The following is a 14,207-nucleotide window of genomic DNA, read 5'->3' as shown; positions in this document are numbered from 1 at the left end:
GAATCATAATGCCAGCCCAGCGGGCTCAGCGGTCATGCGCAAGGTCCTGATCGCGTGGGTAGTGCTCTCGCTCCTGCTTATTTTGAGCGGATGGCAGGCCATCGCCGCCGGACGGCTCGCCGATCCCGACGATATCATGCGCCTCGTCCAGGTGCGCGACGTGCTGGGCGGGCAGGGCTGGTTCGATCCGAACCAGTACCGGCTCGCGCCCATGCCCGACGGATCGGGCGGGGTGCCGATGCACTGGTCGCGGCTGGTCGATCTCCCGCTGATTATCGTCATCGGCTCGCTCACGCCCCTGCTCGGGGCGCAGCTGGCCGAGACGATTGCCCTGATCGCGATTCCGCTGCTCACCCTGCTGGTGACGCTCAACTTCGTCGGCCGCCTGTCGGCGCGCCTGTTCGATCTCGAAACCGCTGGATGGACCTGCCTCGTCGTCGGTTTCATGCCTTTGATGACCCATCAATTGCAGCCGCTGAGGATCGACCACCACGGCTGGCAGATCGCCACCGTGGCCGCCGCGCTGTGGGCGATCCATCTGGGGCACAGGTGGCGCGGAGGTGCGCTGGCGGGTCTTGCCATGGCGATCGGCCTGTCTATCTCGCTCGAGCTGCTGCCGGTCGCTGCCCTGTTCGCAGGTGTGCTCGCCTTTCGCTGGCTGCGCGATCGTGCCGATCGCACCGGGCTGGTCGGCTTCATGCAGTCGCTTGCGCTGAGCCTGTCGCTGCTCTTCGCGCTCACCAAAGGCTTCGGAGATCTCACGCCTTATTGCGATGCCATCACGCTTGCCCATTGCGGCCTGTTCATCACGATCGCGCTCGGTGTCACCGCACTCGCCGTGCCACCCAGACTGTCGCCGCTGCTGATCGCCGGAGGACTTGCCGCAGCGGGGCTCGCGGGCCTTGCACTGTTCGGTTGGGCTTCTCCCACCTGTCTCGGCACGCCTTTTGGCAGCCTCGACCCGGTTGTGCACGATGCCTGGTATCTCAACGTGCCAGAAGGCCGCCCTTTGTGGGAGCAAAGCGCGGACCTCTATCCCGTGATGCTCCAGTTCATTCTCGCGCTGGGAGTGGCCGTGATGCTGGCTTTGCGTGCGCCAGCTGAGCGCCGGTGGCTGTGGGTCGATTACACGATCCTGCTGGGCGGCACGATCCTGCTCGGTCTGCTCGTCTTCCGCTCGCTCGCCCTCGCGGCCGTGGTCGCGACGATCCCCTTCGGATACCTGCTGACAACCGCGCTGCGCTGGCTGCGTGAGGCCAAGAGCCCTCTGAAGAAGGTGGCGATTGGCCTCGCGACCGTGCCCGTCTTGCTGCCGCTGGCGACCTATGCCGCGGCAGAGCGTCTGCTGGCGGACGAGAGTTCGGGTAGAGGCGTTGCCGTTTCCCTGTCGTCCTGCGAATTGCAGGACAATGCCAAGCTCCTGCGCGCCTTCCCGACGGCCACGGTGTTCGCCCCGCTCGACATCGGGCCCTCGCTGCTCGCGCAATCGCCGCATTCGGTGGTCGCAACGGGGCACCACCGCGCAGAAGCGGCGATGAAAGACGTGATCGAGGGGTTCAGCGCGCCCGCTGACGAGGCACGCGCGATCGTCGCTAAGTACGATTCGAAACTCGTGGTGGTCTGCACCGATCTTTCCGAGCCCCGGCTCTATGCCAGGATGGGTGGCGAGCGCAGTCTCGCCGCGCGCCTGATGGCGGACGACGCACCCGATTGGCTGGAGGGGGTCGACATCGACGCGCCCGATACCTTCCGGGTCTGGCGCGTGCGCGACTAGGCGGGTTTGAAATCCATCGCCACGCCATTGATGCAGTGGCGCTTGCCCGTCGGCTTCGGGCCATCGTTGAAGATGTGGCCAAGGTGCCCGCCGCAGCGCGCGCAATGAACCTCGGTACGGGGCACGCCGATCTTGTAGTCGGTCGATGTGCCCACGGCACCGCTGCGGATCGGCTGCCAGAAACTGGGCCAGCCGGTGCCGCTGTCGAATTTGTGCTTGCTGGAATAGACGGGGTTGGCGCAGCCCGCGCACACGAAGGTGCCGGCACGCTTTTCCTTGTCGAGCGGCGAGCTGTAGGCCCGCTCGGTGCCTTCCTGGCGCAGCACGCGGAATTCCTCTGCGGTCAGCTTTTTGCGCCACTCGGCCTCGCTGCGGCTGACGGGAAAGTTTTTCGCTTCGGCGCTGCGTCCGCAGGACATGAGGGCGAAGCTGGCCGCACCTCCGCCCATCAGGGCGAGCGCGGAACGACGGTTGGCGGTGGGGGCGGTGCTCATCGGCGATCCTCGTATATTCAGGCGGCAATATGAACTGTTTCGCCTGAATATACGCTTGAAACCGGCCGAGGGATGCATTCGGCGCCTAATCAATCAGGGCCGTCGGCAGCCTAGAAGCGGGTCACCTCGACCTCGAGCTTGCGGAAGCCTTCAACGAAATTCGCGCGCACCCGCTGCACATCGCCGGTGACATCGACGCGCAACCGCCGCTTGTGCATCTCCTCCATCAGCACGCGCAGCTGTAATTCGGCGAGGCGCGCACCCACACAGCGATGGATGCCGTAGCCGAAGGCGATATGGCGACGCGCATTCTCGCGGGTGATGTCGAGCTTTTCCGCATTCTCGAACACGCTTTCGTCGCGATTGGCCGAATTGTACCACAGGATGACCTTGTCGCCTTCCGCGATATTCTGGCCGAACAGCTCGGTATCCTGCGTGCACGTGCGGCGCATGTGCTTGAGCGGGGTCTGGTATCGGATGCATTCCTGCACCGCGTTGGGGATCAGCTCCGCGTTTTCCTCGAACAGTTTGCGCTGATCGGGAAAGCGATCGAGCGCGTGGACGATGCCGCTCATCGTGTTGCGCGTCGTGTCGTTGCCGCCGACGATCAGCAGCACGAGGTTGCCCATGAATTCCTGCGGGTCCATCTGGTTCATCGCCGGCGAGTGGATCATCCGGCTGATCAGATCGGGCGCCTCGCCGCGCTGGGCACGTTCGGCCCACAGCATCTGGAAATAGGCAGCCATCTCGCGCAGCATCCCGCGCCGCACGTCGTCGAGCGCGCGCACGCTCGCCAGTTCGGTATCGCCCGACCAGTCGGACCAGTGGGTCAGCAGGTCGCGGTCTTCCCACGGAAAGTCGAACAGGATCGCGAGCATCCCGGTGGTCAGCGGGATCGAGACCGTGTTCACCCAGTCGAAGGTCTCGCCGCGCGGCAGCGCATCGAGGCATTCGCCGGTCCGCTGGCGGATCTCGCCCTCCAGCCGCTTCATTTCGGCCGGCGTAAAGGCCGGAGCGACCGTCTTGCGCTGGCCGGTATGCTTGGGCCGGTCCATCGCGATGAACATCGGCAGCTCCATCCGCTCTTCCAGCGGAACGTCGGCCAATCGCTCGAGAATCGTGATGCCGCCATATTCCCAGCTCGACGAGAATATCTCGGGCAGCGCCTCGGTATGCTGGATCGCCTTGTGGCCGACTACCGACCAGTAAGGGCCGTAGGGGCTTTCGGGGATGTAGTGCAGCGGGCCTTCGGCGCGCATCTCCTTGAAAATCGGCTCCCACCGGTTCTCGGCATAGATATCGCTGCGGCTGGTGTCCCACGGGTGCGGATGGTTCGGGCGAGTGCCTGGATTGGCGGCGTAGTGCGCCTCCAGCGCCTCGTGCGCGCTGGGCGAGCGGGCCCAGCTTCGGGCGCGCGCCGCTTCGGGCACGGGTGTGGGTGCGCGGGATTGTGCGGCGCTTGCCATGGCAGTGCTCTCCTCATCCGGCGCACCTCCATGGGTCCGCAGTGACGAGGAGCATCCTGAACGATGCAGCCCTCAAGTCAATATAGGTTCCTTATGAGGACTGATTTGCGCCGAGGCGAAGCACGGCCAACAGCCCTTTGCGCCCGGTGCTTTTTTCGCGCCCCGCGCTGCCGGATTTGAGCACCCAGCTGCGGAACAGGCCCGCGCCAACCTTCACGAAAATCGCCACCCACAGCACCTGCCAGGCGATGGCGGCGGCATGCCACCAGACCACCCCGTCCTGCGCCGCACGGGCGAGCATCATGTAGGGGCTCGAAAGCGGGAAGATCGCGGCACCCACCTCGATCGCCGAGCCGGGCCGCGACAGCGCAAACATCGACAGGAAGAAAACCACGAGGTTTAGAATCGTTGCGGGCAACGAAATGGTCTGCACGTCGCGCACCGTGGGAGCCATGGAGCCGATCGTGATGAACACCGATCCGATCAGCAGATAGGACAGCGAGAAGTAGATCACGAATAGCGCGAAGAACAGCGGCCAGCCCACGGCCGGGGGCGGGATGACGGGCAGCGCGCTCGCACCCAGCAGGACGATGACGCCCGCAGCCGTTCCCCAGACGGTCAGCCCGACGAGGCTGACGCCGAGCATCGCGAACAGCTTGCCCACGAACACCGCATCCATCGGGATCGCGGCGGCGAGGATTTCGATGATCTTGTTGCCCTTTTCCTCGACGAGGTTGGAAAGGATCATCCCGGCAAGGAACATCGTTAGCATGAACAGCAGCAGGATGCCCGCGCGCGCGGTCGCATCCTGCGCGGTCTGGCGGTTGATGATGCCATTATCGGTGATGGTGGTCCGCAGGGTTGCCTGCGGGATCGCTTCGCCGCGCGCGGCGCCGACCATCATGGCGACTTCGCCTTCCCACTGCTCGACATCCTCCTTAGGGCCGGTGAGGACAGGATTGTCGAGCGTGCCGGTCAGCACGGCGAACAGGTTCCGGTCTTCGTCGTCGATCAGCGCCTGCGGACTTGCATCCTCCTGACCGTCGATCACCACAAGGTCGGGCATGCCGACCAGCGGCTCGAGCGTGTCGCCTGCCTTCTTGGCGGCGGCATTGTCCTGCGGCGACATTGCGAGGCCCAGCGCGGGATCGGTGATCCCGCTCGCCGCCATTCCGCCGATGGCACCGCCGCCGGCCATGATGGCGAGGAAGAACAGCGGCCCGATCAGGAACAGCAGGAAGACCTTGCTGAACACGATGGCAGCGAAGTCGCGGCGGGCGATGACGAAGGCGGCTTGCCACAGCGACAGGCGGGACGAATCGTTCATGCTGGCTCCTCCTGCCCGGTGGCCTGGGTCTGCATGGCCTTGGCGGCGGCCTCACCCGCAATCGTGACAAAGGCATCGTGTAGCCCCGCGCGCTCGATCGAGAGCGAGCGGATGCCGGCATTGCCTTCGATCAGGCTTCGCAGCAGCGGCTCGATCCCCGTATCGGGCACTTCGAACACCCACGCCGCGCCGTTGCGCGTGGCGCTGTCGGGCAGGGCTGCGCGCCACGGGCCATCCTCGTTCTCGGTCTCCAGACGCACCTGCGGCGGCAGGCGGTCGCGCGCTACCTCCACCGATCCGGCGTAGGGCACCTTGCCACCCGCAATGATCGCGACATCGCTGCACAGGCGTTCGGCATGGTGGATGACATGGGTGGAGAAGATGACCGTGGTGCCGTCTTCCGCCAACTGGCGGATAAGCCCTTCCAGCTTGCCCTGGTTGATCGCATCGAGGCCCGAAAACGGCTCGTCGAGGATCACCAGGTCGGGCTTGTGGACCAGCGTGCCGAGCAGCTGGACGGTCTGCGCCATGCCCTTCGACAATTCCTTGATCTTCTTCTCGACCGCATGGCCGAGGCCATATTCCTCCATCATTGCGATACCGCGCCGACGGCCTTCGAGACGGGGCAGGCCGCGCAAGCTGCCCATGAATGCGATCGCGTCGGGCGCCTTCATCGCGGGGTAGAGCCCGCGCTCTTCGGGCAGGTACCCGATCCGGCGGGCGATGCGCTGCGGGCGATCCTCGCCGAAGATGCGGCGCACGCCCTCGTCGGGGTCGATAATGCCCAGAATCATGCGCAAGGTGGTGGTCTTGCCCGCGCCATTAGGGCCGAGAATGCCGTAGATCGCGCCGCGCGGCACGGTGATGTCCACGCCGTTCACGGCCAGCGTGTTGCCGAACCGTTTGACGAGGCCGCGGGCCTCGATCGCATAATCGTTTGTCGCCACGGGTTTGTCGCGCCCCTGTGCTTGGTCTAGCAGGTCGTCCATCGGATCGACCGTGCCGTGGCGCGCGCGAAGGAGCAACCCCGTCCATGCCGACAGCGGCGACAATCGACCAACTGCAAACCGACCTCGTCGAAAAGGCGCGTGAACTCGGCTTTGTGAGCGTCGCATTCGCCGGGGCGCATGACGACCCGGTGATGGCCGAGCGGCTGAGCGCGTGGCTGGAGGCGGGCTATCACGGCTCCATGGGGTGGATGGAGCGCGACCCGTCCGTCCGCGCCGGCCCCCAGGGCATGTGGCCCGAGGCGCGCAGCGTCATTGCGCTGGGCGCGAGCTACGCCCCGTCGGACGATCCGCTGGTGGCAGAGCCGGGGGATCGGGCGCGGATTTCGGTCTATGCGCAGGGGCAGGATTATCACGTCGTGCTCAAGAAGGCGCTCAAGGCGCTCGCCCGCTGGCTGGTCGCAGAGGCCGAAGCGCGGGGCTTGGGCAATACGCGGCTCAAGCTGTTCGTCGACACTGCGCCGGTGATGGAGAAGCCGCTGGCGCAGCGTGCAGGCGTGGGATGGCAGGGCAAGCACACCAATCTGGTCAGCATGGAGCATGGCAGCTGGCTGTTCCTCGGCGCGGTCTACACCACGCTGCCTTTCGAGCCCGACGGCCCGCACGAGGACCGCTGCGGATCGTGCCGCGCCTGCCAGGATGCCTGCCCGACCGACGCCTTCCCGCATGCCTACCGGATCGATGCGCGGCGCTGCATCTCCTACCTCACGATCGAGCACGATGGGCCTATTCCCGAGGAGTTTCGCAAAGCCATCGGCAACCGCATCTATGGCTGCGACGAATGCCTGGCAGTGTGCCCGTGGAACAAGTTCGCGCAAAGCGGCGCGGCGAACCGCGCCTTTCTGCCGCGCGCCGAGCTAGTCAGGCCGCGCCTCGCCGACCTCCTGACGCTCGATGATGCGGGCTTTCGCGTGCTGTTCAGCAAATCGCCGATCAAGCGGATCGGGCGTAATCGGTTCGTGCGCAATTGCCTGATCGCGGCGGGCAATAGCGGCGAGGCCGAGTTGCTGGCGCCGGTGGAGGCTCTGCTGGAGGACCCGGACCCGGTGGTCGGGGAAGCGGCGCAATGGGCGGTGGCCAGGCTCAAGCACAACACCCCCATCCCGTCATCCCGGACTTGATCCGGGATCCCGCTTTCTTTCTGCAGTGATCCAAGAAGCAGCGGGACCCCGGATCAAGTCCGGGGTGACGACCAATGTTAAAGCTCGGCCCTACAAGAGACTCTTCAGCGCCACATCCGGATCGGCGAGCGCATCGCGGTCGGGTTCGCTGCGCGCCTCGATCAGCCGCCGTCCCTGCGCGTAGTCGCGCGTGGCATTGACGCAGTCGAGCGCGGCGACGCGCCCATCGCGCAGGTATACGACCGAAAAGCTGCGGCTCTCAGGGTCACCGCGCATGACGCACTCATCGTCCTCGGTCGAAAAGCCGACCGTCTGGAGGCGCAGATCGTACTGGTTGGACCAGAACCACGGGATCGTGTCGTAGGGCTCGCGCGTGCCGGTGAGGTGCTTGGCCACGGTGTTGGCCATATCGGTCGCGTTCTGCACCGATTCGAGGCGGACCACCTTGTTGTCGGCATAAGGATTGGCGTGCGCCGCGCAGTCGCCGATGGCATAGGTATCGTCGAGGCTGGTGCGGCAGAAATCGTCCACGTCGACGCCGTTGGTGCCCGCCGCACCCGCAGCCAGCAGCGGGCCGACAGCGGGCACGATGCCGATGCCCACGATCACCAGATCGGCCTCGATCTCGCCGCTTGCACCATTCTCGTCGGTGTAGCCCACGGCGCGCACCTTGCCATCATCGTCGCCGAACAGAGTTTCGACCGTCTGGCCCAGCATCAGCTCCACGCCCTGGCGCCGGTGTTCGGCCTCGTAGAAATCCGACAGTTCTGGCCCCGCCACGCGGCTGAGCACCCGGCCTTCGCGTTCGATCACGGTGACCGGCAGGCCCGCCGTGCGGAACACCGCCGCCGCCTCCAGCCCGATATAGCCGCCGCCGATCACCGCGACGCGCCTGACCCCGCCGTCCATCTGCGCGCGTATCCGGTCGACATCGGCGCGGGTGCGGATCGAATGGATGCCATCGAGATCGGCACCGGGGCACGACAGGCGCCGGGGGTCGCCGCCCGCCGCCCAGATCAGCGAATGATAGTCGAGCCGGCTGCCGTCGCTCAGTTCGACGCTGCGCAGTTGCGGATTGATCGCGACCACCGCGCAGCGGCTGCGGATTTCGATATCGCGTTCAGCCCAGAAGCTTTCGGGGCGGATCAGCATCTTTTCGAACGGACGGGTGCCTGCGAGGTAATCCTTGGACAGCGGCGGACGCTCGTAAGGCAGTGACGGCTCGCGCGCGATCATCACCACGCGGCCCGTAAACCCGCGTTGCCTCAGCGCGAGCGCGGCCTGCGCCCCGCCATGCCCGCCGCCCACGATCAGGACATCCGCAAAGCTCATCCCAATCGCTCCGTTACCGGTTCAGCAGGTTTCGGGCCTGGCTGGCGATCTGCGCCAGTGTCGCGGGCTCCACCGGGTTTTGCGCCTGCGCCCGCCGGATCATCGAGCGGAACTGCCGCACCTCCGCCTCATGCGCGGCGATCCATGCCTCTACCTTCTCGCAAGGTGCGCCGGCGCCATCGTCCTGATCGCAAATCCGCTGGAGGAATTCGAGCCGCATGTGCTGGAAATCACGTGCCAGCCCTGCGACGAGCAGCCGGTCCCACACATCGGAGGGAGACATCAGCGCCGCGGTCCCCTGCGCCCAGTCGAGACCGAGCTGGCCGCCCAAATCCGAGAACGCCTTGGCCACGCTGCGGGGCTCAAGCTCCAGATCGCTGGCAAGCCGCGCGATGCCGATGCCGCCATCGAGATCGAACAGATGGGCGACCTGTGCTGCGACCGTCTCGGGCGCGCCGCCCTTGACGAATTCGGCGCGCATCCTGGCCGAGCGCTGGCGGGTTTCCGCCGCGAGCAGATCGACCGTCCCCTCCCGCAGGACTTCGAGCGTGGGGCGAAGGTCCGCCACGGCGGCGCTGGGCGACGAGGTGCCGCATACCCGGATGGCATCGGCCATCTGGATGCGCATCGCGGTCGCGACCCGGTCGAACAGCGTCAGCCGCATGCTTTCGGGCATGTCGGCGGTGTCGAGCGCATCCCAGATGCTCTGAATGTCGAGCAGACGGTCGGCGGTGACAAAGGCCGTCGCCACGTCGTTAAGGCCGACACCTTCTTCCTCCGCCAGCTCGAACGGATGAACAATGCCCAGCCGGTTGACGATGCGGTTCGCAAGATCGGTTGCAATGATCTCGTTGCGCAGCCGGTGCTCGCGAATCTGCTCGGCATATTTCTCGCGCAAGGGGGTCGGGAAATATCCGAACAGCGTGCTTTCCATCGCCGGATCGCGGGTAAGATCGCCCGCTTCGATCGCGTCCTGCAAGGTCAGCTTGCTGCTCGACAGCAGTACTGCAAGCTCGGGCCGGGTCAGGCCCGCGCCTTCGCCCGCACGGCGCGTGAAGGTTTCGTTGTCTGCGATCCCTTCGGTCCGACGGTCGAGCATGCCTGCGTCTTCGAGCGTCTCGATCAGGCGGATCGTCGATGCGGTCGCCGCCTCGCCGCGCTGTTCGGCGATCGAGATGGCGAGCGCCTGCAGCCGGTTGTCTTCCAGCACGATCTCCGCGACCTCTTCGGTCATCGAAGCGAGCAGCGCGTTGCGATCTTCCTCGGTCAACAGGTCGGCGCGCCGCGCGGCAGCGAGCGCGATCTTGATGTTCACCTCGTTGTCGGAACAGTCGACGCCTGCCGAATTGTCGATGAAATCGGTGTTCAGGCGGCCGCCGTTCAATGCGAACTCGATCCGGCCCGCCTGCGTCACGCCGAGATTGGCGCCTTCGCCGATCACCTTCACGCGCAGGTCTTCGCCATTGACGCGCAGCGCGTCGTTGGCGGGGTCGCCGACCTGGATGTTGTTCTCTCTCTCGGCCTTCACATAGGTCCCGATACCGCCGAACCACAGCAGGTCCGCCGGCGCCTTGAGGATGATCGAGATGAGCGTGTCGGGGTCGACCTCATCGAGATCGGTGCCCAGCGCCTTGCGCGCCTGCTTCGACAGCGAAATCGATTTCTCGGTCCGGGCGACAACCATGCCGCCCTTGGAAATCAGGCCCTTGTCGTAATCGTCCCAACTCGACCGGGGAAGGTCGAACAGGCGCTTGCGTTCTTCCCAGCTCTGCGCCGGATCGGGATCGGGATCGATGAAGATGTGCCGATGGTCGAACGCCGCGACCAGGCGGATCGCCTTGGACAGCAGCATGCCATTGCCGAACACGTCGCCCGACATGTCGCCGCAGCCGACGACCTTGGTCGGCTCGGTCTGCACATCGATTCCCAGTTCGAGGAAATGGCGCTGGACCGAAACCCAGCCACCGCGCGCGGTGATCCCCATCGCCTTGTGGTCGTAGCCATTGCTGCCGCCGCTGGCGAAGGCATCGTCGAGCCAGAAGTCCCGGCTTTCGGCGATGGCATTGGCAACATCGGAAAAGCGCGCCGTGCCCTTGTCCGCCGCGACTACGAAATAGGGGTCCGGATTGTCGAGGATCCGCACGCCGTCGGGGTGGACGACCTGGTCGTTCACGATGTTGTCGGTGATCGACAGCAGCGAGCGGATGAAGATTTCGTAACTGGCCTGGCCCTCGGCAGCCCAGCCGTCGCGATCCTGCGCGGGATCGGGCAACTGCTTGGGATAGAACCCGCCCTTCGCGCCGGTCGGCACGATCACCGCGTTCTTGACCCGCTGCGCCTTCATCAGGCCGAGCACTTCGGTGCGGAAGTCGTCGCGCCGGTCGGACCAGCGAAGCCCGCCGCGTGCAACCGCGCCGGCGCGCAGGTGGATGCCTTCGACCCGGCGCGAATAGACGAAGATCTCGCGGAAGGGGATCGGCTTGGGCAGGCCCGGCACCTTCGCGGAATCGAACTTGTACGACAGCGCGATGTCGGGATGGAGCGCGAAGGCGTTGGTCCGCAGCATCGCCTCGACCACGCTGCGGTAAAGGCGCAGCAGCCGATCGTCGTTGATCGCCGCGACCTGTTGCAGCCCGTCCTTGATCGCTTCCTGCGCGGCCTCTTCGGCCTCCGCCCGGTCACCTTCGAAGGCGGGATCGTGGCGGGCGATGAACAGCGCGATGATTGCACGCGTCACCTTGGGCGCGCGGGCCAGCGCGTCGACCACGGTGTAGATCGTGAAGCCCATGCCGGTCTGGCGCAGATAGCGATAGATCGACCGCAACCATTCCGCCTCGCGCGCGCCGAGCGCCACGTCGAGCACCAGCCGGTTGAACGGATCGTCTTCCGCCAGCCCGTTGAGCACCGCTGCGATCGCGGCTTCGATCTCGGGCGCCCGGTCGAGCAGCGCGTCCTGATCGACCCCTGCTTCGAGTTCGCAATGGAAATCGTGGATCGTGCCGAGCGAGCCGTCGGCCAGCAGGGCGGGTACTTCGCTGTTGGTCTTGAGGCCGAAATTCTCGAGCGCGGGCACGGCTTCGGAAAGCGGCAGCGTGCCTTCGTTCTGATAGATCTTCAGGCGCAGCCTGCCGTCGGCCTGCGTCGCGTCGCGCCGCAGGCGCACCCCGCGCCGGGACCTGTCGGGATCCTCGTCGCCTGAATGGCTGAACAGCTCGCGCATCCGCAGGATGTCGAGCGCGGCTTCTTCCGCGCCGCTGGCCGCCCGGTAGAAGGCGGGGAAATTGTCCGCGTAACGGCGCGCCAGCGTCGCGGCGAGATCGGCGTCGACCAGCTTGCCAAGCTCGGTCTCGACCGCTTCGGCCCACGCGCGCAGCATCTCCTGCACGCGCGTTTCCAGATCTTCCGCCTTGTAGCGCACGCGGCTTTCGCGGAAATCGAGGACGAAGCGCAGCAGCGCGAGCGCGCCGCCTTCGATCTCGAGGCTCCAGTCGAGCAGGGTCGAACCGGTGCTTTCCTCCAGCAGCGCCTGGATTTGCTGGCGCACCGCGGTCGACATGAGGTCGCGGGGGAGCCACACGAAGGCGAACAGGTGGCGCGCGAGCGGCGCTTCGACGATCGCGAGGCGGGGGCGCGGGCGATCGGTCAGGCTCATCGTGGTGGTCGCCACGCGGCGCACATCCTCGTCGCGGAAGCCGATCACCAGATCGTGCGGCAGCGCGGTCAACGCGTGGACCAGTGCCTTGCCCGCATGGCCTTCGGGATCGAAATCGAGTTCGGCCATCAGCTCGCTCAGCTGGCGGCGCAGGCGCGGTACGGCGTGCGGATCGGTCGACAGCGCGGCGCTCGTCCAGATCCCGGCATGGATCGATACGGCCACGATCTCGCCGCCCTCTTTCACCGGTACGAGAAACAGGTCGAGCGGAACGCGGCGATGGACGTTCGATACGCGGTTCGCCTTGACGATCAGCGGGATTCGCGCGTCGGCATTGGCAGGGTCGTCGAACCAGGCGAAGGCGCGGTCGTAGGATGCATCGGCGAGGATCTGCCGTGCGCTGGAACGGCAGATGCCCAGCGCATTTTCTTCGCGCCCGTCGCGGTAGCGCTGGATGTGGCCGAGCTGGGTGAGCATTCCGCCGCTGAGCCATTCGAGCAGGCCTGCGCCCTCGCTATCGTTCAGCGACTGGCCGTCCTGCTGCATCGCCTTGCGCATCGCGGCCCAGTCTTCAACCGAAGCACGCACATCGGCCAGCGTCACGCGCAGGTCGGCTTCCAGCTCTTCGCGGGCAGCCTGCTCGGCATGCTCGGTCTCGAGATAGATCATCGATTCGCGCGGCGCACCGCTGGCCTTGCTCGGCAGCTCGATCAGCGTGCCCTCGTCATCGCGCCGCGCGTGGACGACGGGATGGACCAGACGGTCGATCGACAGGCCGAAGGCCGCGATCTGCGCGGAGATCGAATCGACCAGGAAGGGCATGTCGTCGTTCACGATCGCCATGCGCAGCTTGCGACCGACGCTATTGCCTTCGGCGATCGAGATCGCAGGCTCGCCGGAGGGTCGGGAAGACGCGGTCTCGAGAACGAAGGACGCCGCTTCCTCCAGCGCGGAGTCGTCGAATGGCTGGTCGACCGGCAACAGCGACTCGCGGATTCGCGTGGCCAGTTGCTCGTGCAAAGCGGCCTCCGACTGCTTGTTGTCGCCTGCCATAATCGTTCTGTCTCCCATGCGGGGCGCCGTGGCGCGCCTCCACCGAAATTGCTGCGCGCGAACGGGGGGTGACGCGCGTCATTATCCAGCGCCGTTAGAAGCTTGCGCTGAGGCCCGCAAGGATCAGACGCTACGGATCAGACGCAGAGCATGCCTTCTACGGCGGCCAAGAGCCTGGCAATGTCCGCAGGGCGCGAAAGCCGATGGTCGCCGCTCTTGCTCAGCAGGACCTGCACGTCTTCCGAGGCGATTCGTTCGGCGAGGCGCAGGCTGATATCCCATGGTACATCGGCATCGGCCTGCCCGTGCAGGAGCGTAACCGGGCAGCTGAGCGGGATCGGCGCGTCGAGCAGCCGGTGCTGCTGCGCATCGGCCCAGAATTTCGCATGGGTGGGTGTGGGTTCGGGGCCGTAGGGATTGGCCTCCAGCACGGTTTCGCCGCGTTCCAGCTGCGCCTTTTGGGCGTCGTCGTATCCCCAGTCCGAAAAGTCCGGCGCGCTCGCTATGCCGATCATGCCAGCCAGCTTTTCCTCCAGTCGGAGCGCGACGAGCAGCATCAGCCATCCGCCCATCGACGAGCCGATCAGCACCACCGGCCCGTCGATCTTCGCTTCGATCAACGCGAGAACCTCGTCGCGCCAGCGGGTCAGCGTGCCTTCGGCGAAATCGCCATCCGATTCTCCGCAACCCGAATAGTCGAGCAGCAGGCAGGTCCGGTCATGCGAGGCCGCCCAGTCGAACAGCGCGGTCGCCTTCGATCCGGCCATGTCGGACATGTAGCCCGGCAGGAAGACGATCGCGGGGGTGTCCGCCGTGCCGTTCGCCCGGGTCAGGCGATAGGCGATGCGGCGCCCGGAGGGTATTTCGAATATATCCATCGGCATCGCGGCCTAGGGATGGCAGCCATTCCTGTCCATCGGACGACCCATCCGGGGCGGGCGCCCGCGACCGGCGGTTTTCTCATGGTTTCCTACCGGGAAT

9 protein-coding genes are annotated in these 14,207 nt (G+C 66.0%); 2 read left to right on the top strand and 7 right to left on the bottom strand.

Going from position 1 to position 14,207, the window contains the following annotated elements:
- Positions 1–34: 34 nt before the first annotated feature.
- Positions 35–1,774, top strand: coding sequence for a hypothetical protein (locus tag AAG612_RS09780; protein WP_342509708.1), 1,740 nt, complete (start codon positions 35–37; stop codon positions 1,772–1,774).
- On the opposite strand, the gene msrB is transcribed toward AAG612_RS09780, so the two are convergent.
- The 4 genes from msrB to AAG612_RS09760 form a co-directional block, all read right to left on the bottom strand.
- A complete protein-coding gene (gene msrB, locus AAG612_RS09775; protein ID WP_342509706.1) occupies positions 1,771–2,268 on the bottom strand; it encodes a peptide-methionine (R)-S-oxide reductase MsrB in 498 nt (165 codons plus the stop codon). The genes AAG612_RS09780 and msrB overlap by 4 nt on opposite strands.
- Before the next feature lie 110 nt (positions 2,269–2,378).
- Entirely contained in the window at positions 2,379–3,734 is a 1,356-nt protein-coding gene (locus AAG612_RS09770) for a cytochrome P450 (RefSeq protein ID WP_342509704.1), read from the bottom strand.
- Positions 3,735–3,825: 91 nt separating this feature from the next.
- Positions 3,826–5,061, bottom strand: a complete 1,236-nt coding sequence (locus AAG612_RS09765; protein ID WP_342509702.1) for an ABC transporter permease — start codon at positions 5,059–5,061, stop codon at positions 3,826–3,828.
- On the bottom strand, positions 5,058–6,050 hold the full coding sequence (locus AAG612_RS09760; protein ID WP_342509700.1) for an ABC transporter ATP-binding protein: 993 nt from the start codon (positions 6,048–6,050) through the stop codon (positions 5,058–5,060). Before AAG612_RS09760 ends, AAG612_RS09765 begins: the two co-directional genes overlap by 4 nt.
- 44 nt (positions 6,051–6,094) lie before the next feature.
- Between AAG612_RS09760 and queG the strand changes: the two genes are divergently transcribed.
- Entirely contained in the window at positions 6,095–7,189 is a 1,095-nt protein-coding gene (queG, locus tag AAG612_RS09755) for a tRNA epoxyqueuosine(34) reductase QueG (protein ID WP_342509698.1), read from the top strand.
- A 90-nt stretch (positions 7,190–7,279) separates the two neighbouring features.
- Here queG and AAG612_RS09750 read toward each other — a convergent pair whose 3' ends face one another.
- The 3 genes from AAG612_RS09750 to AAG612_RS09740 all read right to left on the bottom strand — a co-directional run bounded on the left by AAG612_RS09750 (position 7,280) and on the right by AAG612_RS09740 (position 14,104).
- Complete coding sequence (locus tag AAG612_RS09750; RefSeq protein WP_342509696.1) at positions 7,280–8,521, bottom strand: NAD(P)/FAD-dependent oxidoreductase; 1,242 nt, start codon at positions 8,519–8,521, stop codon at positions 7,280–7,282.
- Positions 8,522–8,534: 13 nt separating this feature from the next.
- Complete coding sequence (locus AAG612_RS09745; RefSeq protein ID WP_425341844.1) at positions 8,535–13,244, bottom strand: NAD-glutamate dehydrogenase domain-containing protein; 4,710 nt, start codon at positions 13,242–13,244, stop codon at positions 8,535–8,537.
- 119 nt (positions 13,245–13,363) lie between these two features.
- On the bottom strand, positions 13,364–14,104 hold the full coding sequence (locus AAG612_RS09740; RefSeq protein ID WP_342509694.1) for an alpha/beta fold hydrolase: 741 nt from the start codon (positions 14,102–14,104) through the stop codon (positions 13,364–13,366).
- Positions 14,105–14,207: the final 103 nt, after the last annotated feature.

The sequence above is a fragment of the Citromicrobium bathyomarinum genome, assembly GCF_038594605.1.
GTDB classification, from domain to species: Bacteria; Pseudomonadota; Alphaproteobacteria; order Sphingomonadales; family Sphingomonadaceae; genus Alteriqipengyuania; species Alteriqipengyuania bathyomarina_B.
The sequence above is the reverse complement of the archived record's forward strand: the minus strand, read 5'-3'. Positions and strand labels throughout refer to the sequence as shown.